Below are 25,382 nucleotides of genomic sequence, written 5' to 3'. Positions count from 1 at the left end.
AAAAAGGACGTACCACAAAAATCCGGGGGTTAGTGTCCGCCTTTATGACAAACCACTATTGACACCATGGCCCGGTTAAAGAGAAGGTTCAGCCAATGAAAAAAACAAGCGACAGATTAACTGTCCTCTCTCAGTATTAAGCGCGCACCATAAAATAAGGAGTATAAGCGAGTGAAACGTCTGTTGTTGCTGATGGTGGCCCTTGGGTCAGTATTGATGAATCCTGCTCAGGTGAGTGCTGATGAAAACCCGGTAAATACAAGCCAGCCTCAGGTAAACCTGAGCGCCGATACAGTGCGCCAGCGCTTGTTCTTGCAGACTCTGGCCTATCGCAGCAGTGCTGAATTCAGCCTTTATTCTTTACAGCATGGTGATCGTAAATCCGCTCAGCGTCTGGATGCCGTATTGGCTGAAGGGCAGGCTATGGCGAACGCTCTTAAAGCAACCTGGCCAGAGCTGGCGCCTGCCTGGCAAGACATGACTCAGTTCGTTGACAGCAACCGTGCCATTGCAGCAAAAGCGGAAGACGTTAGTTTTTCCATCCGCCTGAATGAAAACTACAGCAAACTGTATGCGGTGCTTGATGGCAGCATTCCTGATACCTCGGTACTGGATAATGAAACCCGGCGCATATTGAATATGCTCGATAGTCTTGAACATATGGTTTCAGCTTATCTGTTTTTTAATATCAATATTTTCGGTGGTCTGGCGGTGACGGATACCGGTATCGAACAACAGAATAAACTCTTTAAGGCGTTAACTGCCGAACTGGATGATGCGGAATTACGTACCCAGGTTGAGCGCAAGTGGGGCTTTTTGGAAAGTACTTTGCTGGCCTATAACGAACGCTCAGCCGTCTTTATTGTGACCCGCACCTGTGACTCCATTCGTGAGTTATTACTGAAGAAACTGCAGCCCGAAGACAGTGCTGAATCCTGAGTTAACAGCATAAAAAAAGCCGCAGTTGCGGCTTTTTTTATGTCCGGGTTTTTATTCTTCCGCGTTGCCGGTAATCAGGATTCTTTTAATTGTTTCAGCAGCGACTCCGGCACCTTGGTGATGCGCAGCTCGTTACTGCTTTTATCAAAGATAATATCTTTATCCAGCAGGCTGGCAGAGAAACTCAGGCTCAGGTCTTTATTTTTACCGCTGTAACGGATAAATCCGCGCAGCTTTTTACGGTCGGGAATCAGTTCGGTTTTAATGGCTTCCGCCACCACCTGTTGTGAGGCTCCCTGAGCCGCCAGCTGCTCCGGCGTTAATCCGCTGTTTTGTCGCTGGCTTTGCTGGCGTTCTTTTTGTTTGTCGACAATATAGTGAGCAAAGGCTTTGGCCGGTTCGGCTTTGACCTGGGTTTCCATATAGCTGGCCAGCTCATCGAACACGACTGGTTCACCGCGCAGATCCTGCTCAATACAGTAATCCACCACCTTGGTTTTGTATTCGAAGCTGTCTTCCGGACTCAGGGTCTGGCTGAACTCGTCAACAATTTCCAGAAACTCTTCGGTTTCGGCAGCGGTATTTAAGGTATCGGTAAAACCAATGCATTCGGCAAACTGGTTCTGCAGCGGTTTATCGCCGCGGCCAAAACTGAACGTCAGATATTTGCTGTCGTCATCGGCCAGCCAGTCGGTGATGTTGAGCATGACACCAAAACCGGTATTGGAAAAATCCAGATAATGGGTTTCGCTCAGCGTCATATCGGTATTAATCGATACGCTGCTTTTGCGCCGCAGGTGGAACATGTACAGGCGGTCGCTGTCGGCCAGCTGCTCGTAAAAGAAGGCGAGGTAGCCTTCCAGTGCCAGCTCGGTATTGTCGAGAGCGTTGGCGAACTGTTTGCTCAGGCGGCGGGTGAGGGCAACAAAACTCTGACGCTCGCCCTGCCAGTCCTGAATCTGCGCCCGCGCCTGGGTAATTTCCGGATGAAAAATACCGTAACGCTTACCCGCGCGCTGGGTCAGCACGGCTTTTAGCTGCGCCGCAGTCTGGGCGTAGAAGTGGGCGACCAGTTCGCTGTCGAGATCGGCTTCCTGTTCACTGCATACCAGCGTTGCCGCCGGGTCTTTGATGTCTTTGCTGATCTGATGGGTTACAAAATGGCGCAGGCTCATGATTTTTTATCTCTTAGCGGGCTTTCAGTGTCCGTCAAATTCGCAGATGGCATAAACGTCGAAACCGGCGTTACGCAGTTTTTCGCTGCCTTTCAGGTCTGGCAGATCAATAATGGCGGCTACTTCCACCACCTCGGCCTGCAGCTGGCGCACCAGTTCACAGGCCGCCAGCATGGTGCCGCCGGTGGCGATCAGATCGTCCATTACCAGTACGCGGTCGCCGGCTTTAAAGGCATCGGTATGCAGTTCGATGGTGGCACTGCCGTATTCCAGATCATAGCTCTGGGTCACGGTTTTAAATGGCAGCTTACCTTTCTTGCGTACCGGTACCAGGCTCAGACCCAGCTCGTAGGCCAGCGGCGCGCCGAGGATAAAGCCGCGGGCGTCGATGGCGGCGATGGCATCCAGCTGCTGGTCCTGATAGCGGTGTACAAAGCTGTCGATCAGCTTACGGAATACGGCACGGTTCTGCAGCAGCGGCATGATGTCGCGGAACATCACTCCATCTTCCGGCCAGTTGGCTACGGTACGGATGGCGTCTTTAATTTCCTGGCTGTAGGCACTCATGGTCTGTCTCTGTCGGTTCGGGTACGGCAATGTACGTGGGTATAAGAGCGTGTGCGGCGTATGGCCTGCGGTGCTGGCCGGCAAAAGAACCGACCATTCAGTCAGGTTTTCTTGGGCTTTGGCCAGCAGGGCATTATAATCCGCGGCCACAAAAAGTCTCCCTCCGCCGGATGCGGATCACTTATGGCAGCAGTCTGCCTGAGTTGAGGCCAGCATGAATGCAGGCTGCCGGGCTTGTTTCGCTAACCAACAAAGGTTCTTCCCATGCTGGAAAAGCTGTTTCAGCTGTCGCGCTTCGGCAGCAATGCACGCACCGAGCTGCTGGCTGGTGTCACCACCTACCTGACCATGGCGTACATTATTTTCGTTAACCCGTCGATGCTGGCCGATGCCGGTATGGACCACGGTGCGGTGTTTGTGGCGACCTGTCTGGCGGCGGCTGTTGGCTGCTTTATTATGGGTTTCTGGGCTAACCTGCCGGTGGCGCTGGCGCCGGGCATGGGCCTGAATGCTTTCTTCACCTACGGTGTCGTGCTGGGTATGGGTTACAGCTGGCAGACCGCTCTGGGGGCGGTATTCCTGTCGGGCTGTATTTTTATTCTGCTCAGTCTGTTCAGAATCCGTGAATGGGCGATCAATGCCATTCCGGTCACGCTGAAAAAAGCCATTGCTGCCGGTATCGGCGCCTTTCTGGCACTGATCGCCCTGAAGAATGCCGGTATTATCGTTGCTAATCCGGCGACACTGGTCAGTCTCGGTAATTTAGGTGATTTCGGCCCGGCCATGGCCATTCTGGGTTTCTTCCTGATCATTGCCTTCACCCAGCGTAATATCCACGGTGCTGTGTTGCTGGCGGTGTTGCTGGTAAGCGTGATTGCAGTCGCTAGCGGCCATGTGGAATACACGGGCATTGTTTCTGCGCCGCCGTCTATCGCGCCGACCTTTATGCAGATGAATCTGGCGGAAGCCTTTGATGTGGCGATGCTGAGCGTTATTTTCGCGTTTCTCTTTGTTGATCTGTTCGATACCTCCGGCACCCTGATTGCCGTGACCCAGCGTGCCGGTCTGACCAAAAGTGATGGTCAGGTGCCACGCTTAAAGCAGGCCTTGCTGGCTGACAGTACCGCGACCGTGACCGGCGCGATGCTGGGCACCTCAACCACCACCAGTTATATCGAAAGTGCGGCCGGTGTTTCCGCCGGTGGCCGTACCGGCTTAACGGCGGTTGTGGTCGGCGTTCTGTTTCTGCTGAGCATTTTCTTCGCACCACTGGCCGGAATGATTCCGCCTTATGCGACAGCCGGTGCGATTTTTTATGTCTCGATTCTGATGCTGTTTACGCTGAAAGAAGTGGACTGGGAAGACCTGACCGAAGCCGCGCCGGTGGCGGTGGTGCTGCTGATGACGCCGCTGACGTTCTCCATTGCCCATGGCATCACGCTGGGCTTTATCACCTATGCGCTGGCGAAAGTGCTGGGCGGTAAGGCGCGTGAGCTGTCGGTTGGTGTCTGGGTGTTGTCGGCGCTGTTATTGCTGAAAGTAATTTTTGTGCACTGATAGAGAGTGCGTAAAACCCCCGGTTATCAATGGGCAATAAAAAAGGCAGTGGAGCAATCCACTGCCTTTTTTGTTTTACCGTTCTTTTTGGTTTTACCGTGCTGGTTGATCAGGCAACTAAATACTGCGCATGAAAGCGCAGATGATCATCAATAAAACTGCTGATGAAATAGTAGCTGTGATCGTAGCCTTCATGACGGCGCAGGGTCAGCGGATAGTTGCTGGCTTGGGCGGCGTCTTCCAGCGTTTCCGGGTGCAGCTGGTTGCTTAAGAAATCATCGGCCAGGCCCTGATCGACCAGCGCCGGCAGATGTTCACCTTGCGGGCTGTTGCGCATCAACTCGCTGCTGTCATAAGCCAGCCATTGCTCGCGGTCGTTGCCCAGATACGCGCTGAACGCTTTGATGCCCCAGGGGCAGCGGCTCGGATTACTGATCGGGCTGAACGCCGACACCGAGGTAAAGCGCTGCGGATTTTTCAGCGCCAGCGTCAGCGCACCGTGTCCACCCATAGAGTGACCACTGATGGCGCGCTTGTCGCTTACCGGAAACAGCGCTTCGATTAAGGCCGGTAATTCCTGCAGTACATAATCTTCCATGCGGTAGTGCGCGGCCCATGGCGGCTGAGTTGCGTTCAGGTAAAAACCGGCTCCTAAGCCCAGATCGTAAGCGCCCTGCGGATCGTCGGCGATACCTTCGCCGCGCGGACTGGTGTCCGGGGCGACGATGGCAATGCCCAGCTCAGCGGCCAGGCGCTGGGCGCCGGCCTTCTGCATAAAGTTTTCATCGCTACAGGTCAGGCCGGACAGCCAGTAGAGCACCGGCACCGGGTTGTCGTTACTGGCCTGTGGCGGCAGAAAAATCGCAAAGCGCATGCTGCAGTTAAGCACCGCCGACTGATGCCGGTATTGCTTATGCCAGCCGCCAAAACTTTTGTTCTGGCTGAGGCGCTCAACATCGGTATTCACGTCCGTCATAGCAGCCCCTTACTGGTTGTAATGAATAACGCTGCGGATGCTTTTGCCTTCGTGCATTAAATCGAAGGCGTCGTTAATGGCATCCAGACCCATGGTGTGAGTAATAAAATCACTCAGTTTGAATTCGCCTTTTAAATAACGCTCAACGTAATCCGGCAGTTCGCTGCGGCCTTTCACACCACCAAAGGCGGTACCGCGCCAGACGCGGCCGGTAACCAGCTGGAACGGACGGGTGGAGATTTCCTGACCGGCACCGGCAACGCCGATAATCACCGATTCGCCCCAGCCTTTGTGACAGCATTCGAGGGCTGAGCGCATCACGTTAACGTTGCCGATACATTCGAACGAGAAATCCACACCGCCATCGGTCATCTCGACGATCACGTCCTGAATCGGCTTGTCGAAGTTTTTCGGATTTACACAGTCAGTCGCACCCAGCTGTTTGGCCAGTTCGAATTTACTTTCGTTAATGTCGATAGCGATGATGCGCGAGGCCTTGGCCATGGCCGCACCAATCACCGCCGATAAACCAATACCACCCAGACCGAAAATGGCCACGGTATCGCCTTCTTTTACTTTGGCGGTGTTCATCACCGCGCCCATACCGGTGGTGACGCCACAGCCCAGCAGGCAGACTTCTTCCAGTGGCGCCGTCGGGTTGACCTTGGCCAGAGAGATTTCCGGCAGTACGGTGTACTCAGAAAAGGTTGAGCAGCCCATGTAGTGATAAATGGTTTTGCCGTTTTGTGAGAAGCGGCTGGTACCGTCCGGCATCAGGCCTTTGCCCTGGGTGGCACGGATTTTCTGACACAGGTTGGTTTTACCCGACAGGCAGAATTTACATTCGCCACATTCCGGGGTGTACAGCGGAATCACATGGTCGCCAACGGCAACACTGGTTACGCCTTCACCGATGGATTCCACAATACCGCCGCCTTCGTGGCCGAGAATGGCCGGGAAAATACCTTCAGGGTCTTCACCGGACAGAGTGAAGGCATCGGTATGGCAGACGCCGGTGGCAACGATGCGCACACGCACTTCACCAGCCTTGGGTGGCGCTACCTGAACTTCTTCGACGGATAACGGCTGGCCCGGGCCCCAGGCAATGGCGGCGCGGCAGGTAATGGTTTCTGCGGTCATGGTGTATCTCCAACAGCAAAGGTGATGGGTAAAAGATTCTGAACCGGCAGTGTAATCATTTCTTTTGGTGAGATAATCCCGCTGGTTATAAAATCACTTTTACATATTGGTAATAATCGGGCGGAAAAGATGCAATCAATACCCCAGTGGGAGGGCATCCGTGAGTTTGTCGCGGTGGCGGAATCCTGCAGTTTTACCGCGGCGGCGGTGCAGCTTGGGTTGTCTACCGCGCAGGTGAGCCGTCAGGTGCGGGCGCTGGAGCAGCGTCTCGGCAGTGAGTTGCTGTTCCGCACCACGCGACGGGTGGCGTTAACCGAACCCGGGCAGTTGTATTACCAGCACTGCCGCCTGCTGCTGGATGGTCTGGCCGAGGCGGAGCTGGCGCTGGGCAATCTGCAGGCTACGCCGCAGGGTAAGCTGCGCATCACTGCGCCGATGAGTTACGGCGAGCGCCATATTGCGCCCTTATTAAATGACTTCGCTTTGCGTTATCCGCAGATTCAGCTGCATTATCTGCTCACCAATGAAAAGCTTGATCTGGTCGGCGGCGGTTACGATATGGCCGTGCGACTTGGCAAACTCGATGACGACCGGCTGGTGGCGCGGCGTCTGGCATCGCGCGAGCAGTACACCTGTGCTTCGCCGGGCTATCTGGCGGCCCATGGCGAGCCGCATTCGCTGGCGGAACTGAAGCAGCATAATTGCCTGGCCGGCACCCTCGATTACTGGCGTTTTCAGGAGCAGGGGCGCGAGCGGGTGGTGCACATCCGCGGCAGCCTAAGTGCTAATAGTGGCCCGGCGCTGCTCGATGCGGCGCTGAAAGGCATCGGTATCGTGCAGCTGCCGGATTATTACGTGCAGCCCTATATTGAGCGTGGTGAGCTGATCAGTTTATTACCGGCCATCCGCACCTCGCGTGAAGGTATCTGGGCGCTGTATCCGCCAAGCCGCAATTTATCGCCCAAGGTGCGTCTGCTGATTGATTATCTGGAGCAGCAGCTGAACGGAGCAGGCAGCGATCCGGACGCTGAATATCTGTGATGACTTAACCGGTACGAGTCCTTATAGTGCGCTTTTTAACGCCCGCATTAAGGCACCGCATCATGAGCTATACCCTCAGTCCGAAAGAACATCAGGCCAGCCTGAAATTGTCGAACCATCAGCGCTATCAGCACTTTATTGACAAAGTTGTGGCGAACGGCGAAATCTGGAGTCTGGCCAACGACGAAGGCTGGGTAACCCTGACCTCCGAAGGCGATAACTGCCTGCCTGTCTGGCCCCATGCGGACTATGCCGCTGAATGGGCAAACGGCGAGTGGGAAGATTGCGTTCCCAAAGCTGTTGCGCTGGATGTCTGGCTGGAGCGCTGGACGCCGGGCCTGACCGCCGATGAAACCTATCTGGTGGTGTTCCCGAACCTGAAAGAAGAAGCGTTGCTGGTTGAGCCGAATGAGCTCGATGAAGCCCTGCGTGAGGCGATGGAATAAACCCGCCTTTAGCGGCGCTCATTGCTTGTTGTATAGGTTTTGTATAGTGTTGGTGTTCTGTGACATCAACCCTTTCCTGCGGAGAACACCATGACTGTTATTCCCCTGCTTAAACGACTCGCCATGGGCGTTGTGCTGCTCAGCGTCAGCGCCTGTTCAACCCAGGCGGTTGCCATTGATCGCAGTGCTTTTACCACCACCGCTGAGGGCAATGCCTGTGCACCGATTTTTCAGCACAAAATGAAAAAACTGCACAGCTCCAAAACGCTGGATCTGTGTGAAGTGGTGCAGGGCAGACCGGTGCTGTTAATCAATACCGCCAGCCATTGTGGCTTTACCAAGCAGTTTGGCGATCTGGAAGCCATTCACGAAAAATACAAAGACCGTGGTCTGGTGGTGATTGGTGTATCGTCGGACTCGTTTGATCAGGAAGCCAAATCAGAAGAAGAAGCGGCGACCATCTGCTTCGAGAATTTTGGTGTCAGCTTTACCATGCTGGCGACCGTGCCGGTCAAAGGCGATAACGCTCATCCGCTGTTTAAAGAAGTGGCCCGCCAGGACACAGCACCGAAGTGGAATTTTTACAAATACCTGATTAACCGCGACGGTCAGATCATCAGCTCCAACTCCAGTTTTACCATTCCCGGTGACGACGATATTGAAGCGCTGCTGAAATAAGGAAAGTGTTCGGTATTATCGTGCTCTGAAAAAGCTGCCTATTCGGACACCGCTGTCCGACAGTTTTTAATCAGCACCATAAGTAGCAAAAACATTGTTTTTAAATCAAAGCCTGTTGCCTCCCAGGGGAACTTATCCCCTTGCCGGCGGGCCGACCCCAGCTTCGCGCTGTGCAGTACTTAATCCGCTCTGAATAATCCTGCGTTCTCGGTAATGCGAATAATGGGCCATCCATGGCCCTATTCGCTCGCCCGGCATCCATGCCGGGACGTACCGGCGCAGCATTATTCAAACCGGCGTCCTGCAGGCGCATTGATTATTCCGCTAAGCGGCTTTTCAGAACGGACATTGCTGTTCGATAAAACGACGTTGCGGCTGGGATAAACCGCGCCTCTGGGCCCGCCGCCATGAACGATGATTTTTACGATCTGTCTGGCATGGATGCCAGGCAAGCCCTGCCTTTACAAGAAAGGGGCCATGGATGGCCGATATACGCGTGGTCAGTAAAAAACGAGTGAATAAGGATTACGGGCCAGAAAGCGCAAAGCAGGGGTCCGGGGAGAAGTGTAGTGGTCTAATCAATCCGGACACCCGCTTAGGTGATAAAATCACAACCCAAGAGGTGTCCAATGAAAAAACAACGTCGTATTTTTACTGCAGAGTTCAAGCAAGAAGCTGCCAGCATGGTGCTCGATCAGCAGCGCGCTGTTTCCGAGGTTTGTCAGGCGCTGGATATTGGCGATACCACTCTGCGACGCTGGATTGATCAGTTACAGGAAGAACGCGGCGGTGCTACGCCAAAGGGCAAAGCCCTCACGCCTGAACAGCAGAAAATTCAGGCACTTGAAGCCCGAATTAAAGAGCTGGAGGAAGACAAGGTCATTCTAAAAAAGGCTACGGCTCTCTTAATGTCAGACGCGATCAAGCCTACCCGCTGATCAACCAATTGAGAGAGCGGTATCCGGTTAAAAAGCTGTGCTCACTATTTGAGATTCACCGCTCTTGTTACTACGCCTATCGCAACAGAGTAAGCCGTATCAATAGCCAGCGGGTACGCCTTAAAGCTCACGTGGCTGAGGTCTTTAAAATCAGCCGTGGTTCACTTGGAAGCCGGGGAATTCGCGACAAGCTGAACGAAAATGGCAACCAGGTGAGTCGCTATCTGGTCGCCCGATTAATGAAAGAGCAGCGCTTAGTCAGCAAACAGCCCGGAGCACATAAATATAAACCAGCAACGGCAGAGCATCTGTCGATTCCTAATCGTCTGAACCGTAGGTTTACCGTGACAGCACCCAATCGGGTCTGGTGTGGCGACATCACTTTTATACGAGCCGGTGGACGCTGGATTTATCTGGCCGTTGTACTGGATCTGTACGCCCGCAAAGTGGTGGGCTGGGCGATCTCTGATAAAGCGCAGACAGGGCTGGTCACTAAGGCTTTGGATGATGCGTATCAGCGACGGGGAAAACCATCCGGCGTGATGTTTCATTCCGATCAGGGCGCTCAATATACAAGCCTGAAGTATCGGCAACAGCTGTGGCGTTACAGGATGCAGCAGAGTATGAGCCGTCGCGGAAACTGCTGGGATAATGCGCCGATGGAGCGTTTATTCCGAAGTCTGAAAACCGAGTGGATACCGGATAAGGGGTATCGTTCGGTGATGGAAGCAAAAATGGATGTGGGCCGGTATCTGATGCATTACTACAACGGCTACAGACCACACAGTGCTAACAATGGGCTGAGCCCATCGGCAGCCGAAGAATTACTTAAGACCGTGTCCGGAATTAGTTGACCACTACAAAGTTCCCCGGGTTGGGGCGCAGGGGCTTGCCCCGCAAAGGCTGTTCAAATGCAGTCAGCGCTGGCTGGTTGCTTAAGTGAACAGCATTAGCCTATTCGGCAGCTTTTTTCGCTTTAGCCCAGGGATCAACCTTTGTGCCAGATGCCGGCTTATCGTGTTTATCGGTAGTTTCCTCACGTTGACTGCGCGCAGGCGGGCGCTGTTCAGAACGGGCGGCAGGGCGCCCTGAGGACTGTCGCCCGGAACGCTGACTATGATGTTGGCCTGAACGCTGCGGACGTCCGCCACGGCCAAAGGCCGCTGTTTTTTCTGCCTGCTTGGCCCGCAAGCGCTCGGCGTCTTCCAGGCTCAGTACCGCAGGTTCCCCCGGAGTCTGGTCGGCCGGAATTATGCGGTCACGCGGAGGCAGGGCAAATTGTTTGCCCGAGGCTTTCGGCAGGCTTTTAAACTGATACAGATAAAAGGCTTCAACCTTTTCCCGCGCCCAGTCGGTTTTTTTCAGGAATTTTACGCTGGATTCAATGCTCGGCTTGGTTTTAAAGCAGTTGATATTCAGATAAGCATGGAGGATTTCAAAGCCATAATGATCAACAAGTTCAATCAGCAGATTTTTTAAACTGACCCCGTGCAGCGGGTTGTTCTGGTAATTGACCTGATCGTTCATGGCGGTATCCGGTAGGAAGAATGAACGCTCTATTGTACGGCTTTAAGGCGGGTGATCCTATAGCGCTTTTGTAGCCGGGAGTAACGATTGCAGAAACAATACCGCGCCCGCTTTTCTCTCCACAATCAGCACTGCTAAACTCGGGGTTAATAACGGAGGTTATCGATGACGCTGACTGAATTTCTGAGTGTTGATCCGCTGAGCTGGCCGGCAATTGCCGCCTGTTTACTGTGTGGCTCCATTGTTGGCCTTGAACGCCAGCTGCGGGGCAAGCCGGTGGGTATCCGCACCTCATCACTGATTGTGCTTGGCACCTATGTGTTTATTGCTTTGTCACAGGCGGTGACCACCGATGCCACCGATGCCTCGCGTATTATCGGTCAGGTGGTAACGGGTGTTGGTTTTCTTGGTGCCGGGGTGATGCTGGCCAAAGATGGTATGGTACTTGGCGTTACGTCAGCCGCGACCATCTGGGCGCTGGCTTCCATCGGTATCTGCGTGGCGGTGGCCAGTCCGCTGGTGGGTATCAAGTTGGCGTTGCTGGTAGTCGCGATTCTGGTTGGCGTCGATATTCTGGAAAACTATTCCAGCATGCTGACCCGTGGTGTGCATGCGCGCTACAGTGCCTGGCGCCAGCGCCGCTGACTTTTGTGGCTGTCTTTAGCGGCAGCCATTCTCCGACTTCCTTCCTTTTTCTCTCCGCCCTGTGCTACCTTGCGCCGCTTTTTTGCAGCGGGGGTTTTTATGATCTGTGGTTTTGACTATGGCACGTCCAATTGTGCTATCGGTGTGATGACAGAGGATCGTGTCAATCTGCTGCCGGTCGACGGTGAGAAAACCTTTATGCCATCGGCGCTGTATGCGCTGGGCCGTGAATTAATCTGCGAGCAGGTTGGTCTGGGACTGCCTGCAGGCATGCTGCGTGATGATTTTCTGCTCAGCCGCAAAGTGCAGTTACAGCAGGCGCTGCGTGCCCGCCGTGAGCTGGAGTTAAGCAACGATGAGCAGGTGATGTTTGTTGGTCATCAGGCCTTTGCTCATTATTTTGCCGATCCGGAAGAGGGCTATTTTGTTAAATCACCGAAATCCTTTTTAGGGGCCAGCGGTTTACGGCCGGAATTTGTGCATTTTTTTGAAGATATCGTCACCGCCATGATGCAGACGGTAAAACAGCGTGCTGAGCAGGCTTCTGGAAAAACGCTGACCCATACCGTTATTGGTCGGCCGGTGAATTTTCAGGGCTCACGCATCAGCGATAACAGCGCCGAACAAAGTAACCAGCAGGCGCTGGCTATTTTAACTGCCGCAGCAAAACGCAGTGGCTTTCAGCAGGTTGAATTTTTATACGAGCCGATCGCTGCAGGCTTAAGTTTTGAACGCAATCTTACTGACAATAAAACCGTGCTGGTGGTTGATATCGGTGGTGGTACGTCTGACTGTGCCATGGTGCGCATGGGGCCGGATCACCGTGGGCGCAGCGAGCGCAAAGCGGATTTTCTCGGTCACAGTGGTGAACGGGTCGGCGGTAACGATCTGGATATTCAGCTGGCGGGTAAACAGCTGATGCCACTGTTCGGCATGACCGCGCCATTAAAAAGCGGCAAGCCGATGCCCACCAAAACCTTCCTCGATGCCGTATGCACCAACGATGTCGGCGCTCTTGGCCGTTTCAGCAGTCTCGAAACCGGACTCTACCTTGAGCAATTACAGCGTGATTGTTTACAGCCGGAACTCATTGCCCGCTTAATCCGCCTGCGTGATAACAAGCAGAATCAGCAACTGGTGCGCAGCGCAGAAAATGCCAAAATTGCCTTATCCGACAGCGATAACACCTGTGTGGCACTGGATTATATTGAAACCGGGCTGAATACCCATATTCAGCGCACAGAGCTTGAACAGGCCATTGAGCGTCCGCTGCAACGCATTATGGCGTTAATGCAGGAAGCGGTTGCTCAGGCCGGCGTGCAGCCGGATCTTATTTTTGTGACTGGCGGCAGTGCCCGTTCGCCGGTTATCCGCGAGGCTGTTGCCCGGGTATTTGGTGATATTCCACTGCTGGACGGTGACCATTTTGGCAGTGTTGCCTCTGGTCTGACGGAGTGGGCGGAGAAAATTTACTGCTGATTTCCGCCGGCTGGCTGACCGCCAACTGACCGTCGATAGGGTATCGCGGCGGTCAGTGTAAGAGGCTTGCCAGGCGTTTTATCCATTCTGGTTACATCTTTCAACCTTTTGGCTGGTATAGCTTGTATCAGTATTCGCTTATTGTAGGAACTATTCTGATGAGATCTGTGATATGAGCGCCTTTTGTTTGCCTGAGCACAGGTCTGCCCCCTTATTTCTTGCCTGCGTGGTGTGCTTAACCACGCTGCTGCCATCCGTTCCTGCTTATGCTGAAAAAGTGGTTGAGAAAAACCTGACGCTGACGGCGTTTATTGGTGCTGACTCAACGGCTGTCCAGCTCAGCGATCATTCGGCGGGTGCGGATATTATTGATGGACTGAAATTTTATCGCAGCAGCGACAATAATTGCGACAGTGAAAATTATGCTGCCTGCACCGCCGGACAGATGGATATTTTCAGCCTTGATAGCAGCAACAGTAATCTTATTACCGACACCGCTGCGCAGTTAAATCAGACCGGCTATTACCGTTTTCAGCAAGGCAGTTTTTTCAGTGATCAGTTCGGTGTGACAGCCGGAGAATATCTGACCGCAATGCCGGTACGTTTTGGCCATGCGACGGTAAAATTTAAAAATAAAATATGGGTTATTGGTGGCCGTACCCGCAGTACTTTTGACAATGATGTCTGGTCATCCGCCGATGGTGTTTCCTGGGCACTGGAAACCGCCCATGCTGCCTTCAGGGGCCGTGCCGGACATTCGGTAGTCTCTTTTCCTGACCCTGAAACCGGCGAGGAAACATTATGGCTGACCGCTGGTATGACCTGGGACGGAGTTCCTTTTAATGATGTCTGGTCGTCAGTGGATGGTGTTAACTGGACTCAGGCTTATCCGACAGACCCGACTTCGGAGCATTTCCAGCGTCGTGATCAGACCCAGATAGTTGTTTTTCCTGATGCGGTAACAGGCAAAGACAAACTGTGGTTAATCGGTGGTGGTTTTAACTATTCGATGGCTGGTATACATTTTTTCGGGATTCTTAACGACGTCTGGTCATCGGTCGATGGCAGGAACTGGGTCGAAGAAACCAGCAGTGCTGCATTCCCGCCACGATTATCCCATCAGGTGGTTGTTTTTCCTGATCCGGTAACCCACGAAAAGAAACTCTGGTTGATTGGTGGGGGAACGGGTGGTGAAGACAGGTTCGACGACTACAAGCATGATATCTGGTCATCAACGGATGCGGTTAACTGGGTTCAGGTAAAAGAGACCAGCCCGTTTTCACGCAGAGCTCATCACCGGGCCGCCGTTTTCACCGATCCGGTGGATGGTATTGAAAAGATCTGGCTGATGGGTGGTTTCTTTATGGGGACTACTCTGGGCGATATCTGGTCGTCTGCGGATGGTGAAAACTGGCAGAAGCGGCTTGAGCGTGGGGCATTTGTATTTTCCAGCCGTCATGGACTGGAGGTATTTCAGGACCCTCAGACCGGCCAGCAAAGAATGTGGAAAATTGCCGGCAGAACACCAACCAATGGTCCGGAAAAAGATATCTGGGTATCCGACGACGGCGTTAACTGGGCGCAGGCTTACCAGCGACAGCTGACATTGTCTCCGACCTTTTATGATATTACGGCTGCGCCAGCCAGAAGCGGAAAGATATCTCCGGCTGCCACCTCGCTGGTGCAGGGAGGCAATACTACGCTGACTGTTATACCGGATGCTCATTACCGTATTAGGAATGTGATGGGGTGTGATGGGGAATTAAACGGCAATCTGTATCAGATTAATAATATTGCCGCTGATTGCACGGTCATCGCCCAGATGGCGGCGATTCTTTATACGGTTAATACCGTTGCAGAAGGTCAGGGAACACTGACGCCAGAGCTGAAACTCGTACAGGAAGGCAGTGACCTGCAATTAACGGTAACACCGGAGCCCGGTTTCCGGCTTACCAGCATTGATGGCTGTGATGGCTCGTTGCTGGGGGATATTTATCGTATTAATAATCTGTCCGGTGACTGTACGGTAACCGCGGTATTTGAACCTGGCACTGTTTTTATCGCAACACCGGTGTTTGATATTCCGGCAGGAACCTATTCTGTTGCTCAAACCGTTACTATCCACAGCTCCAGTGAGAATGTCAGCATCCGTTATACGCTCGATGGCAGCAGCCCGGATATTAATACCGGCAGTGCGCTGAATAATGGTGGCACAGTGCTGTTGACTGAATCGGCACAGCTTAAAGCAATAGCGGTTGATGCTGAGGGCAATACCTCAGAGCTGTTGCAGGCAACCTATCGTATTGAAAAGAACAGTACGGCTGCCGGCAATAACTCATCCGGCAATAACAGTGGTGGGGCGTTGAGTCTGTTCTGGCTGTTGTCTCTGGCACTGATTATGACCGGCCGGCGCAGGCTGGTATAAAAAAAAAGCGGGCCTGATTACAGGCCCGCGATTTTTACACTGTGCGGTTAGGGGTTGAGTACAGGCTGAATCAGCGCCTGAATATCCTGCCAGTTCACATATTTAAAGTTCTGATTCTCTTCCGGCAGAAAGTTACGGCCATCCTGAACAACCAGCATACCTTGTGGGTATTCCGTACCCAGATTGGCTGAGGTAACGGTTAAGCCATCGGTTTCTGATGCACCATCAATGCCTTTTTCAGCGTTAATACCCACGCGGAAGCGGCCAATATATTCATAGGGTGCTTCGGCCTGATAAAGCACATAGCTGTCGTTGCCCTGGCTGGAAACTACCAGATAGGCTTCTTTTTCGTTACGGTAAATATCCATACCTTCAATATCGGCGACCAGAATGTCGGAGGCTGCTGCGACCTGAGTGAGCCTTTCTCCGGCGTCAGCTTCAGCACCAATGGTCCAGATAGCGACATCTTCTTCACCCAGAAATAATTGCTGTTTTATATCATCAGCAGCACAGCCTTCGGGTTGGGAATTGACGTGGAACTCACGCACTTTTTTACCATTCCAGCCATTGGCCGAGTCGGTAATTTCATATTGATCGAAGCGTCCGTCTTCATCGTTAATAAAAACAAAAAACTGTTCTTTAAGGTTTTTGTACATGCACAGGCCGTAGACATTATCCAGAGTGGTGGTAATTTCTGTGGTGGCACTGACATGTCCGCTTAACGGATCAATATGAAATAACGCAATGGACTTTCGGTCACGCTGGCTGGCTGCGGCAATATCCGCAGGCTGGTTTTTAAAGGTAAAACCCTGGCGCACATCGACATTATTAACCCGCCCGGCCTGCAGTTCCTGCAGCTCCTGACCATTCAGATCATAAACATAAAGACCGAATTTTTTATTGGTGCCTAGAATACGGCTATTTTCCGGCTTACCAGTATTTACCCAGATAGCCGGATCGTCGGCAGCGTCGCCGGTTTTCCGTACCGGTGTTGTTTCTGTATGGGCAGCAATTTCCGGGATATTTTCCTGATTACGTGCCTGTTGTGGCAGGTGAATATTGCTGCTGAATAACTGGCCGCTGTTATCATCCAGAACAATCAGACGGGTTGTTCCATCGCTGTTAATGGCGGTACGCAGGCTGTCAGCGGCCAGTGACTGGTCAAGAATAACTGCGCGGCCTGCGCCCGTTGCCTGTGTGCTGCCTGCCTGTGGTAAAGGATAGTGGTGCAGAACATTGTGAGCCAGCTCGGCGATAAACAGTTGTCCCTGGCTGATGGCTAACGGACCGCTGTTGCTGTGCAGCTGCCCCCATGGTTGTATCAGATCAACGGCCTGACGGCTGACTTCACTTTCGGCGCGGGCGTTATAGGCCCAGACACCAACATTTTCTTCGCTGACAAACAGCTGGCCACTGACATCATCGACGACACAGTATTCACTGTTGGGTGGCACTGGGAAACGGCGGATTTCCTGCTGGGTTAACACTTTACCGTCGCTTTTAATTAACAGATGGTGTGCCATTTGTTGCTCGTCGAGAACAAATAACTGCAGTGGCGATCTGGCCGGTTGATACAGGCAGATGCCTTCAACCGGGTAGGTCAGCGCCTGGCCAAAGGCCAGTTCGGTAATACGCTGGTTGTTAATGCGATAGCTGACCGGGCGGTTGTTTTCTTTATCGATACTGACAAACAGCGTGCCTTGCTGATCACGGCGCTGATCAATAAATTCAGCCTGAATGTCTTTTTTATCTAATAGGGTAAAGTGGCTGTCCTGTAACTGGATACCGTTATCTGGCCCGGTACTGAGCCAGAGTTTTTGTGTGGTATCTCCTGCGCTGTTGATCAGAATAGCCTGCTCGGCACTTACCGGCAGAAGGCTTGCCGCCAGCGTTGCAGAAGGCTGGCGGGGTTGATGACCTGTGTTTTCAGACAGGTCGTTACTGGCACAGGCGGCGAGCAGCAACGACAGGGTGGCAGTGCTCAGGGCGCGGTTAAGGTTACGGATAGTCATAAATTAAGTCTTTCTCTTTATATCGTTGTGCATCAGTGTGAACGGCATTCGGTCGTAATCAGCATGTTAAAAAACCGGACCCATAACAGGCCCGGCTGGTTTCTGATAATCAGAAACTGGTGTAGCTGATACCTACACGGTAGGTCGGACCGTAGTCTTCATACTGTGCGTTGTAGCGTTCTTTATTGACGTAGGCGTAATACGGCTCGTCGGTAATATTGGCGACCTCAAAACTGAGTTTCAGTTGTTCGGTCATTTTGTATGAGGCATTAAAATCGAGCTGGGTCTGAGCGCTTTGGTAAACATCCCCTTTGCTGTTTTCCAGATTGCCGACTTCAGCCAGATATTCCGATTTATAGTTGGTTGCCAGACGCATGCTCAGGCGCTCATTTTCGTAACCGATAATAAAGTTACCGGTCAGGTCTGATTGATTCGGCAGGCTGATATCACGCTGCAGCAGAGTGCCGCTGTCATAGGCCGATACAGTTGCATCTGAGCGGGTAAAGGTCGTGTTGGCGGCGAGCAATAAGCCATTAAAGGGGGCCGGCAGCATTTCCAGTTTGTGGGAAAATGCCAGTTCCAGACCGTTCAGTGTGGCCTGATCACCGTTGCGGAAGGTAATTACCTCGTCGTATGCAGCATAGTCGGCAGAGCCTGCCAGATCGGTTTCGTAAATAAAGTTGTCGATTTTTTTACGGAATACAAAGGCCGACAGAGTACCGGCACTGCCCATAAAATGTTCGATGCCAAGGTCAAAGTTGGCGGCTTCCAGTGCTTTCAGGTCCGGGTTACCCAGTTCGGCTTCGCTGCCGTCATCAGTAAAGTTAGGACGCATCTGTTCAAAGGTCGGGCGAACGACGGCGTTGGTCCAGGCGGCACGTACCTGAGTACTGTCAGCAAGCTGCCAGCGTGCCTGTACCGATGGCAGTACATGGCTGTAGTCGTTGTCTTTTTTAACGGTAACCAGTTCATCGCTCTGGTTCAGGGCATTACCGCGCGCGCTGATTTTGGTTTGCTCATAACGTACACCGGCAATTACCCGCAGTTCGTCAGCATCTATACGTCCCATCAGATAGCCGGCATTGATATCTTCGTCGATGTCGTAGTCTTCCAGTACGGAGTCTTCATCATCGAATGCGCCGGCACGATCCAGAGTTGCCATATAGCTGCGCACTTTATTGCTGGAAATTCCCGGCCCAAAACGTCCCAGACTGTAATCACGTTCGCCACTGGCGAAACCGCTCATAGAAACAGAGCTGTCTTCTGACAGGTCTTTATATTTCCAGGTATCGGCATCCTGAGATTTTTCACGCATTTTGGTTTTGGCACCGAATTTTACCAGTGCAGGGTTATCCGCCAGATCGAAATCACGGGTGATATCCAGCTGAGCCATGGTTTGTTTGTCTTCGGTATAACTGCGTGTACGCTCGATTTTATCCAGCTCATATTGTGCCGGGTCATAAAAAGCGGCAGGAGCATTAATACGTGGCTTACGGCTGTTGCTGAAGCTGAGCCCGGTAATATCGGCGGTGCTGACAAAATCGGCGCCGGCGATGGTGTCGGGTTCATCTTCTGAGGCCTTGCTGATACCGACTTTGTATTCCACGGTCCAGTCACCGATAAAATGATTGGCGCCCAGGGTTGAAGAAACAATTTTCTGCGATTCTTCACGGTCTTTCAGCGAGCGGACAACTTCCGCATCACTGCTTTCACCCAGACCGATGGCATCGGTAAATTCAATTTCGTTGGCAACCCGCTGTTCGTTATCACTGAATTTGCTGTACAGGTTGTGCATATAAAAGCTGTGATTAACGCCATGTTCGTAATCCAGGTTCAGTGCGGCACCTAAGCGTTCACGCTCGATGCTGTATTCGCGCTGTTCCAGTTCTCCGAGCTTTGCACCGCTATCAAAATCCCAGGCACCACCGGTTTCAACGTTATCTGAGCCGAATTTCCGGTTATCAAAACTCAGTGCTGCAGCAACCCCCAAACGACGGTCGTTACCGAAATCAAAGGTATTGCCACCGGCAACAGAATAAGCCGGGTTGGTTTGTTCGCTTTGCTCGTCATAGCTCAGCTGCGTGGCGGCGGAATAAAATGCACCTTCACGGTCGAGTGCTGAAATACTGTTAATTTCAACGGCGCCACCAATGGCATTGGCATCCATATCCGGCGTCAGGGTTTTGGTGACCACCAGTGAACTGAGCAGATTCGATGGAATTACATCGAGGGCAACCGAGCGACTGCCGGCTTCCGGCGCCGGAATTTGTGTGCCGTTAACGGTTACGCTGTTTAAATCGGAGCTGATGCCACGGATACGGACAAAGCGGCCTTCCCCCTGATCGCGTTCGATGGATAAACCCGGTACCCGTTGTAAGGCTTCAGCGGCGTTGGCATCCGGCAATTGACCAATGGCATCGGCATTAATAACGCTGATCATATTGTCGGCGTAACGCTGGCGATCGAGGGCGCGTTGCATCTGCGCTGCCTGACCAATGACCAGAATTTCTTCTACATCTTGTTGTGCGTTGTTCAGCACAATATTGGCGGTCAGGGTTTCGCCATCGCGGATGGTGATGGTGCGGCTGTCGACGGTCTTGCCGCCAACCACGGTGCTCAGTAAATAATCACCGGCCGGAACCTGGGGCAAGCGGAAACGTCCGCCTTTGGTCGCCAGCACTTCACGGTTCATGCTGGCATCGCCCGGCATTTCCAGACGGATAACGGCGCCGCTGTATACGGTTTGATTGCGGGTATCGCTGACCCGGCCTTCGAGGTTGCCATCGGCCTGGGCCAGTGCCGCGCAGCTGAGGGCAATGACCGCCGCCAGTGGCTTAATGCAAAAATTCATGCTCGTCTCCATGTCGTTCTTTATCGATCGTTTTTATATCTGCCCCAGAGCCTGTCGACAGAATCTGGCGGGCAGCAGGTGGCGCGACGGTAGAAAGAGCGTATGACGGTTCTGTGACAGCCAGTCGGTAAGACGGCAGAAAACCCCGGTTTTCAGTGGCTTTCAGTCTGATAATGATCTGATTTAACCCTTATTACTGATAACGGAGACGCCGTCAGCAGTGCGCAATAGCAGGCCATGCTGAAGGTTGGCATTAACCTTTTAAGAGTGGCCAGAACGGTCAGAGCAGGTTTTTCATAAAGAATCTCCGGTTGCATGAGACAAAAAAACGCCGGTAAAAATGTAAATAATGCAGCACTGTGCTGAGCCAAATTAACCCCCGGGGTGATGTGTGCCGTATTTACCTTCTTATGCCGGATTGTCATGTTTTTGTCATAAAGCCCTGCTAGTTATGCCAGCCATTATTGATTAGCTGGTATTTTTTATGTTCAGCACGTTGTTTTTACACCGGCGAAAGTTGCTGTTGATTTTTAGTCTGGCACTGGGGTCGGTTATTGCTTCAATTCTGGTCGGTGATGCCAAACACTGGCGTGAAATTGACTGGCTGGATGTTCTGGGGGAGGGCGGCAGTGCGATCGCGGTGGCGATCTGGATGCTGTTGATTCTGGGCAGCCGGCCGGCGGGCAGAGTGACAGATCTGCTGATGCTGGGGCTGGGGTTTATTTTTCTGGCGATGTGGCAGGATAATCTGGATGAATTTATCCGTATTCCTGCAGAGCAGTGGTGGGACGCCTGGCTGGAATCGGTTGCCATGCCTGTTGGTATTGCGTTGCTGACGTATGGTTTATTTCACTGGCACAGTGAGCAGCTGTCGATTAATCGTCAACTGGCGAAACGTGAGCGGTTATTCCGCGAACATCGTTTTATCGATGGTCTGACTCAGCTTGGGCGCGCCGATTATTTAAAAGAACAATTACAGCAGCATTTGAACAGTACCCGGCCGATGACGCTGATGATGGTTGATATTAACGAATTCGGCAGTTTTACCCGGCGTTTCGGTCATCGGGAAGGTGATCGCCTGGTGCGTGAAATTGCGGAGCTGCTGCTGCTGAATCTGCGTCAGAGCGATCTGATCTGCCGTTATGCCGGCGACCGTTTCGCATTGTTGTTACCCGATACTCAAGGTGATGCAGCATTACAGCTGGCGCAGGAGATTGAGCTTTCGGTACAGCATTTTGCGTTTAAACACAGCCAAAACGGAGAAACACTCTATCAGCGTATCAGTATTGGCCTGACTGAATGCCGTTCCGGTGATCAGCCTGCTCAGAGCATTGAACGTGTTAATCAGGCTCTGCTGACAGCGCAGCGTCAGCATGGCTGTTTTCTGGCAGCATGACGATGTATTGCGGTCGCTGGTATGAGCGTGACGAGCGGATTATTGCCGCTCATCATCAACCGGCTCTGCTGATTGATCTGTTGCTGGCACGTGATATTTCCAGCCATAAAATACTGCGCGGCAGTGGGCTTTTTTATGACGATATTCTGACCGGCAGTCATTATCTTTCACCCGCACAATTACAGCAGCTGATCATTAATGGACGGAAATTACTGCCTGAAGAAGATTTAAGTTTTCGCTGGGGTGACAGCTTATGGCCCGGACATTACGGTGTATTCAGTCAACTGCTGGCGAATGCACCGGATCTGGCAAGAGCACTGCAGGCGCTGGTGGACTTCCGGCAGTTTTTATCTCCGTTACTGGTTCCCCGTATTTATCAGGATGAGCGTTATTGTTATGTGCAGTGGCTGGACGCCTGTGGTTTGCAGGATGAACGGCGCTTTATGGTTGAAACAGCAATGACCGGCTTAACCGCCATGAGTCGCTGGCTGGCGCAGGAAGCTTTACCCTGGCGCTATGGTTTCAGCTATGCACGCCCGGCCAGAGACGAGCAGTATCAGGTGTATCTGGGGCCAGATCTGCACTTTTCGGTCGGTGTGGATGTCATGATGATTGAAAAGCACTGGCTGGAAAAAGTCTGGCCGCGTGGCTCATCAACGGCTTTTCAGGTGGCTTTGCGTGAAGCGCAATTGTTGATTGAAGGGGAGCCGGCCATGAATGGTTTTAATGAAGCGGTATATCATTATTTAACCCGGCAGTTGCGTACACCGCAGAGTTTGCCGGAGGTTGCCCGGGCTTTTGCCATGAGTCCGGCGACTTTTAAACGGAAACTGCAAAAGCATCACTGCCATTTTCAGCAGTTACAGGATCAGGCAAGGCTGCATGTCTGTCTGTATTTATTCCATATTAACGGCTGGACCAACGAACAGGTGGCGCATTATCTGAATTTTAATGACACCACCAATTTCCGTCGCGCCTTTAAGCGCTGGTCTGGCCTGACACCGAGTGACAGCAAACAACTGTTATTGTTTGCTGCGGGCTGAACAGCTCAGCGGTTTTCCAGACGGTTATAATCCAGCAGACCGGCATTCAGCGGGTCATTATGCAAAAACCACTGATGTATCTGATCACTGTGCGTCCAGAATTGCGGATCAGTACGGCGTACGGCGAAACGGTCTGCCAGCTTTTCATAATCGTCTTCATCTTTCAGTGCGGTGACTGCGCTGACAAAATCATTCAGGCGGAACGATGACACACGATAATATGCTGAAGGGTAGGCACCGATAATACCGGGCACCAGCGTCAGATAATCTTCTTGTGGCAGACGGTTTTCTTCTTCGTAGAGCAGCCCGGTCAGGTTGCTGTGACCGCTGTTGCGTATCAGTGTGTAGACCTTGCTGTCTCCCTGCATATTTTCAACCAGTAATAAGGATATTTCCGGCATCAATGTTGCCGGCTCTCCCTGTACCCGGTTAATCCGGCTGAGAATATTCAGATCCTGTGGGGTAATCCGGCGTGCAAGATCGTATTTATCTTCCAGTACCGGCTGCAGGTGCTGACGTAGTTTTTCGTACAATTCAGCCTGCGGATTCTGGCTGTGATAGGCGATCGCCGGGTCATTAAGAACATGCTCCTCGTAGTTGACCAGATGTTTTTTTACTCTGTCGGAAGCATCGCGATACCAGTAATCGGCCAGTCGTACTCTTTCTTCCTGTGGCAGCAGGGTAAGAAAATTAAATTCACCTTCCATCCGCAGGAAGTCCATATACAGGCGGGTCATCAGCTGATGTCCGATATTGCCGTAAACATCAAACTCAGCGACCAGTAAGTAATGAATACGCTCGAGTAACGAATAGTTAATGACCCAGGCGGTTTTCGGGTGCTGGCCAACCATGCCTTTAACCACGGTAGAGCTGTCAAAGTGGCGGAAAATGGTCAGTGCAGCATTGGGATTGCGGATACCGTCGCGATGGCTATTACTGATGCTGTCATTACCCCGCCAGATCAGATCCAGATTAACCGGCTGGCCATCGGGAAATTTTTTAACAAGAGCAGCATTTTTCGCATCCAGATATTCGTTGTGCAGGCTGGAATAGCGTATCCAGTCGGTAATGATTCCGGAATTGCTTTCTGCTTCGCCGGGTAAGCGCAGGTGGTCGCTTTGCTCGGTTAAAAACTGGCTGTAATCAGGATCATTCTGGATTTCAGGCTCGACAAAAAAGACCCAAAAGTGATCGTCGATAACGTTCAGCGCCACCTGGCCACGGCATACCGGGCCTTTAATAAAGCCGGTGATAATAAATTCCGCTTCTTCCAGCATAAAGCGGTAGCGGGCATTTACCGGAAGCTGTGCGAAGGCGATAAACGGATTGGCTGCGGTTTCCGGTTTATAATCGGGCAGATAATCAACGTCGTATTCAGGCTCAATAAACAGGGCTTTAATCCAATCCATGCGCTCGTTATTCAGGCGATAGGGCATATGGGTTTTGGCAACAACGCTGCTGCTGTCACGCATAAGGCGGTAATAAACCCGCTTAACCTGAGGATCATCATATGGCCTGCGTGTTGCTACCGGACTGATAGGCAGGCCCGGAGGTGTGGCAGAGCGAACCAGTCTGAAAAAATATTCAGGTCGTTTGGCCGGTTGCTGGTTACGGAATAATGGTTCCGGTGAAAAATACAGGCTGGCGAGAAATAAGTGCTCGTAAATATAACGGCTGGTTAAACGCTGTTTTAAATTATCCTGATTAAGGAAGGCTTCCCAGTGATCGATTTCTGCCTGAATTGCTTCAGGTAATGGCAGATCAGCAGCCAGTGCCGCGCCGCTTTTCATCCACTGGGTAAGTTTGGAATATTCATCATGACTGAGGGCGGGGAGTGCATAAGGCATGCCCCAGAGCGGGTGCTCTTGCGCGAAATCGGTAAATTCTTCCTGAGTCGGGCATTGCTGGTTACGGTTCAGTCCCAGGGCAAAATCATCATCGTCGAGAATTTTTCCTTCAGGCAGCGGGTTGTTTGCCTTCAGTGCCAGCATCTGGAAGAACACGCTGTTTTGCAGATTAATGTCAGCCGTTTGTGAGCGTTCGTTCAGAACCGGAAAAAAGCCTTTATTACGCCACTGCTCGGTGGTCTGAGCATCGATACCAAGGCGACTGGGTTCGCTGGCAAGAATGCGGGTGCCGTCGTAGACCAGGGTTTTACTGGCACCACGCATAATGCCCTCGGGAGACGATAATTTCAGCTGGCAGGGTGCATCGTAGCAGCCGTGGCATACGACACAGCGGTTTTCGAGAATCGGCTGGATCGTGTCACGGTAATGGTGCGCCTGGCTGCTGTTGGCCTCTGCTCTGCGGTCGGTAATAACGGTTTTACCGAAAAGATCATCGGCATTCATACTTACGCCAACGGTTGCGCAGCCAGCAATCAAAAGTGTCAGCAGGGTCGGGTTGAGTAAGCGACGAATGTTTACAGAAAGATGTTGCAACAGGATAGCCATAACGACTCCGGGCAATAAAACAGTGTTTATTATAGCGATGCCCGGATAAGCATGACAGCCGCCGGACGCTTTCCGCGCGGCTGGCATGCCTGAA

19 protein-coding genes are annotated in these 25,382 nt (G+C 52.3%); 11 read left to right on the top strand and 8 right to left on the bottom strand.

Features of this window, described 5'->3' with window-relative positions:
* Positions 1-171 precede the first annotated feature (171 nt).
* Positions 172-939 carry a hypothetical protein gene (locus HUF19_RS11630; RefSeq protein ID WP_145470104.1) on the top strand — a complete coding sequence of 256 codons (768 nt, stop codon included), beginning with the start codon at positions 172-174 and terminating at the stop codon, positions 937-939.
* Positions 940-1,013: 74 nt separating this feature from the next.
* On the opposite strand, the gene HUF19_RS11625 is transcribed toward HUF19_RS11630, so the two are convergent.
* Positions 1,014-2,114: a nucleoid-associated protein gene (locus HUF19_RS11625; RefSeq protein WP_145470105.1), complete on the bottom strand. Its 1,101-nt coding sequence runs from the start codon at positions 2,112-2,114 to the stop codon at positions 1,014-1,016.
* A 24-nt stretch (positions 2,115-2,138) separates the two neighbouring features.
* Entirely contained in the window at positions 2,139-2,681 is a 543-nt protein-coding gene (locus HUF19_RS11620; protein ID WP_145470106.1) for an adenine phosphoribosyltransferase, read from the bottom strand.
* 264 nt (positions 2,682-2,945) lie between these two features.
* Here HUF19_RS11620 and HUF19_RS11615 point away from each other — a divergent pair, with 264 nt between their 5' ends.
* The gene (locus HUF19_RS11615; RefSeq protein WP_260996782.1) at positions 2,946-4,238 is read left to right on the top strand and encodes an NCS2 family permease; all 1,293 of its coding nucleotides are present in this window, start codon (positions 2,946-2,948) and stop codon (positions 4,236-4,238) included.
* 109 nt (positions 4,239-4,347) lie between these two features.
* Here HUF19_RS11615 and fghA read toward each other — a convergent pair whose 3' ends face one another.
* Complete coding sequence (gene fghA, locus HUF19_RS11610) at positions 4,348-5,214, bottom strand: S-formylglutathione hydrolase (protein WP_260996781.1); 867 nt, start codon at positions 5,212-5,214, stop codon at positions 4,348-4,350.
* A gap of 9 nt (positions 5,215-5,223) precedes the next feature.
* The gene (locus tag HUF19_RS11605; protein ID WP_145470110.1) at positions 5,224-6,354 is read right to left on the bottom strand and encodes an S-(hydroxymethyl)glutathione dehydrogenase/class III alcohol dehydrogenase; all 1,131 of its coding nucleotides are present in this window, start codon (positions 6,352-6,354) and stop codon (positions 5,224-5,226) included.
* Between the two features lie 129 nt (positions 6,355-6,483).
* Between HUF19_RS11605 and HUF19_RS11600 the strand changes: the two genes are divergently transcribed.
* The 4 genes from HUF19_RS11600 (at position 6,484) to HUF19_RS11585 (ending at position 10,311) form a co-directional block, all read left to right on the top strand.
* On the top strand, positions 6,484-7,395 hold the full coding sequence (locus tag HUF19_RS11600) for a LysR substrate-binding domain-containing protein (RefSeq protein WP_270049421.1): 912 nt from the start codon (positions 6,484-6,486) through the stop codon (positions 7,393-7,395).
* Positions 7,396-7,457: 62 nt separating this feature from the next.
* Positions 7,458-7,841 carry a DUF2750 domain-containing protein gene (locus tag HUF19_RS11595; RefSeq protein ID WP_260996780.1) on the top strand — a complete coding sequence of 128 codons (384 nt, stop codon included), beginning with the start codon at positions 7,458-7,460 and terminating at the stop codon, positions 7,839-7,841.
* Between the two features lie 90 nt (positions 7,842-7,931).
* Positions 7,932-8,519, top strand: coding sequence for a glutathione peroxidase (locus tag HUF19_RS11590; RefSeq protein ID WP_260996779.1), 588 nt, complete (start codon positions 7,932-7,934; stop codon positions 8,517-8,519).
* Between the two features lie 629 nt (positions 8,520-9,148).
* A protein-coding gene (locus HUF19_RS11585) for an IS3 family transposase (protein ID WP_260996778.1) occupies positions 9,149-10,311 on the top strand; the annotation gives its coding sequence in 2 pieces (ribosomal slippage) (positions 9,149-9,404 and positions 9,404-10,311; 1,164 coding nt in all).
* A 100-nt stretch (positions 10,312-10,411) separates the two neighbouring features.
* On the opposite strand, the gene HUF19_RS11580 is transcribed toward HUF19_RS11585, so the two are convergent.
* Positions 10,412-10,984 (bottom strand): VF530 family protein, encoded by a 573-nt coding sequence (locus tag HUF19_RS11580; protein ID WP_260996777.1) that lies wholly within the window; start codon positions 10,982-10,984, stop codon positions 10,412-10,414.
* Between the two features lie 165 nt (positions 10,985-11,149).
* Between HUF19_RS11580 and HUF19_RS11575 the strand changes: the two genes are divergently transcribed.
* The 3 genes from HUF19_RS11575 to HUF19_RS11565 all read left to right on the top strand — a co-directional run bounded on the left by HUF19_RS11575 (position 11,150) and on the right by HUF19_RS11565 (position 15,533).
* Positions 11,150-11,629 (top strand): MgtC/SapB family protein, encoded by a 480-nt coding sequence (locus HUF19_RS11575; protein ID WP_260996776.1) that lies wholly within the window; start codon positions 11,150-11,152, stop codon positions 11,627-11,629.
* A gap of 99 nt (positions 11,630-11,728) precedes the next feature.
* On the top strand, positions 11,729-13,108 hold the full coding sequence (gene yegD, locus HUF19_RS11570; protein WP_260996775.1) for a molecular chaperone: 1,380 nt from the start codon (positions 11,729-11,731) through the stop codon (positions 13,106-13,108).
* Between the two features lie 172 nt (positions 13,109-13,280).
* The gene (locus HUF19_RS11565; protein WP_260996774.1) at positions 13,281-15,533 is read left to right on the top strand and encodes a chitobiase/beta-hexosaminidase C-terminal domain-containing protein; all 2,253 of its coding nucleotides are present in this window, start codon (positions 13,281-13,283) and stop codon (positions 15,531-15,533) included.
* A gap of 47 nt (positions 15,534-15,580) precedes the next feature.
* Here HUF19_RS11565 and HUF19_RS11560 read toward each other — a convergent pair whose 3' ends face one another.
* The gene (locus HUF19_RS11560) at positions 15,581-17,545 is read right to left on the bottom strand and encodes a phytase (RefSeq protein WP_260996773.1); all 1,965 of its coding nucleotides are present in this window, start codon (positions 17,543-17,545) and stop codon (positions 15,581-15,583) included.
* Between the two features lie 109 nt (positions 17,546-17,654).
* Complete coding sequence (locus HUF19_RS11555) at positions 17,655-20,396, bottom strand: TonB-dependent receptor (protein ID WP_260996772.1); 2,742 nt, start codon at positions 20,394-20,396, stop codon at positions 17,655-17,657.
* 517 nt (positions 20,397-20,913) lie between these two features.
* Between HUF19_RS11555 and HUF19_RS11550 the strand changes: the two genes are divergently transcribed.
* The gene (locus HUF19_RS11550; RefSeq protein WP_260996771.1) at positions 20,914-21,792 is read left to right on the top strand and encodes a diguanylate cyclase domain-containing protein; all 879 of its coding nucleotides are present in this window, start codon (positions 20,914-20,916) and stop codon (positions 21,790-21,792) included.
* Complete coding sequence (locus tag HUF19_RS11545) at positions 21,789-22,835, top strand: AraC family transcriptional regulator (protein WP_260996770.1); 1,047 nt, start codon at positions 21,789-21,791, stop codon at positions 22,833-22,835. The genes HUF19_RS11550 and HUF19_RS11545 overlap by 4 nt, the downstream gene beginning before the upstream one ends.
* Before the next feature lie 5 nt (positions 22,836-22,840).
* On the opposite strand, the gene HUF19_RS11540 is transcribed toward HUF19_RS11545, so the two are convergent.
* A complete protein-coding gene (locus HUF19_RS11540) occupies positions 22,841-25,288 on the bottom strand; it encodes a fatty acid cis/trans isomerase (RefSeq protein WP_260996769.1) in 2,448 nt (815 codons plus the stop codon).
* Positions 25,289-25,382: the final 94 nt, after the last annotated feature.

This window comes from Thalassolituus hydrocarboniclasticus, from assembly GCF_025345565.1.
GTDB lineage: Bacteria > Pseudomonadota > Gammaproteobacteria > Pseudomonadales > Oceanobacteraceae > Venatoribacter > Venatoribacter hydrocarboniclasticus.
Note: the sequence above shows the minus strand (reverse complement) of the source record. Positions and strands in the feature narration are given on the sequence as shown.

Excerpts from the sequence above, each read along its gene's own strand:
- HUF19_RS11625 (WP_145470105.1), bottom strand. The coding sequence starts at position 2,114 with ATGAGCCTGCGCCATTTTGTAACCCATCAGATCAGCAAAGACATCAAA.
- HUF19_RS11620 (WP_145470106.1), bottom strand. The coding sequence starts at position 2,681 with ATGAGTGCCTACAGCCAGGAAATTAAAGACGCCATCCGTACCGTAGCC.
- HUF19_RS11615 (WP_260996782.1), top strand. The coding sequence starts at position 2,946 with ATGCTGGAAAAGCTGTTTCAGCTGTCGCGCTTCGGCAGCAATGCACGC.
- fghA (WP_260996781.1), bottom strand. The coding sequence starts at position 5,214 with ATGACGGACGTGAATACCGATGTTGAGCGCCTCAGCCAGAACAAAAGT.
- HUF19_RS11605 (WP_145470110.1), bottom strand. The coding sequence starts at position 6,354 with ATGACCGCAGAAACCATTACCTGCCGCGCCGCCATTGCCTGGGGCCCG.
- HUF19_RS11600 (WP_270049421.1), top strand. The coding sequence starts at position 6,484 with ATGCAATCAATACCCCAGTGGGAGGGCATCCGTGAGTTTGTCGCGGTG.
- HUF19_RS11595 (WP_260996780.1), top strand. The coding sequence starts at position 7,458 with ATGAGCTATACCCTCAGTCCGAAAGAACATCAGGCCAGCCTGAAATTG.
- HUF19_RS11590 (WP_260996779.1), top strand. The coding sequence starts at position 7,932 with ATGACTGTTATTCCCCTGCTTAAACGACTCGCCATGGGCGTTGTGCTG.
- HUF19_RS11580 (WP_260996777.1), bottom strand. The coding sequence starts at position 10,984 with ATGAACGATCAGGTCAATTACCAGAACAACCCGCTGCACGGGGTCAGT.
- HUF19_RS11575 (WP_260996776.1), top strand. The coding sequence starts at position 11,150 with ATGACGCTGACTGAATTTCTGAGTGTTGATCCGCTGAGCTGGCCGGCA.
- yegD (WP_260996775.1), top strand. The coding sequence starts at position 11,729 with ATGATCTGTGGTTTTGACTATGGCACGTCCAATTGTGCTATCGGTGTG.
- HUF19_RS11565 (WP_260996774.1), top strand. The coding sequence starts at position 13,281 with ATGAGCGCCTTTTGTTTGCCTGAGCACAGGTCTGCCCCCTTATTTCTT.
- HUF19_RS11560 (WP_260996773.1), bottom strand. The coding sequence starts at position 17,545 with ATGACTATCCGTAACCTTAACCGCGCCCTGAGCACTGCCACCCTGTCG.
- HUF19_RS11555 (WP_260996772.1), bottom strand. The coding sequence starts at position 20,396 with ATGAATTTTTGCATTAAGCCACTGGCGGCGGTCATTGCCCTCAGCTGC.
- HUF19_RS11545 (WP_260996770.1), top strand. The coding sequence starts at position 21,789 with ATGACGATGTATTGCGGTCGCTGGTATGAGCGTGACGAGCGGATTATT.
- HUF19_RS11540 (WP_260996769.1), bottom strand. The coding sequence starts at position 25,288 with ATGGCTATCCTGTTGCAACATCTTTCTGTAAACATTCGTCGCTTACTC.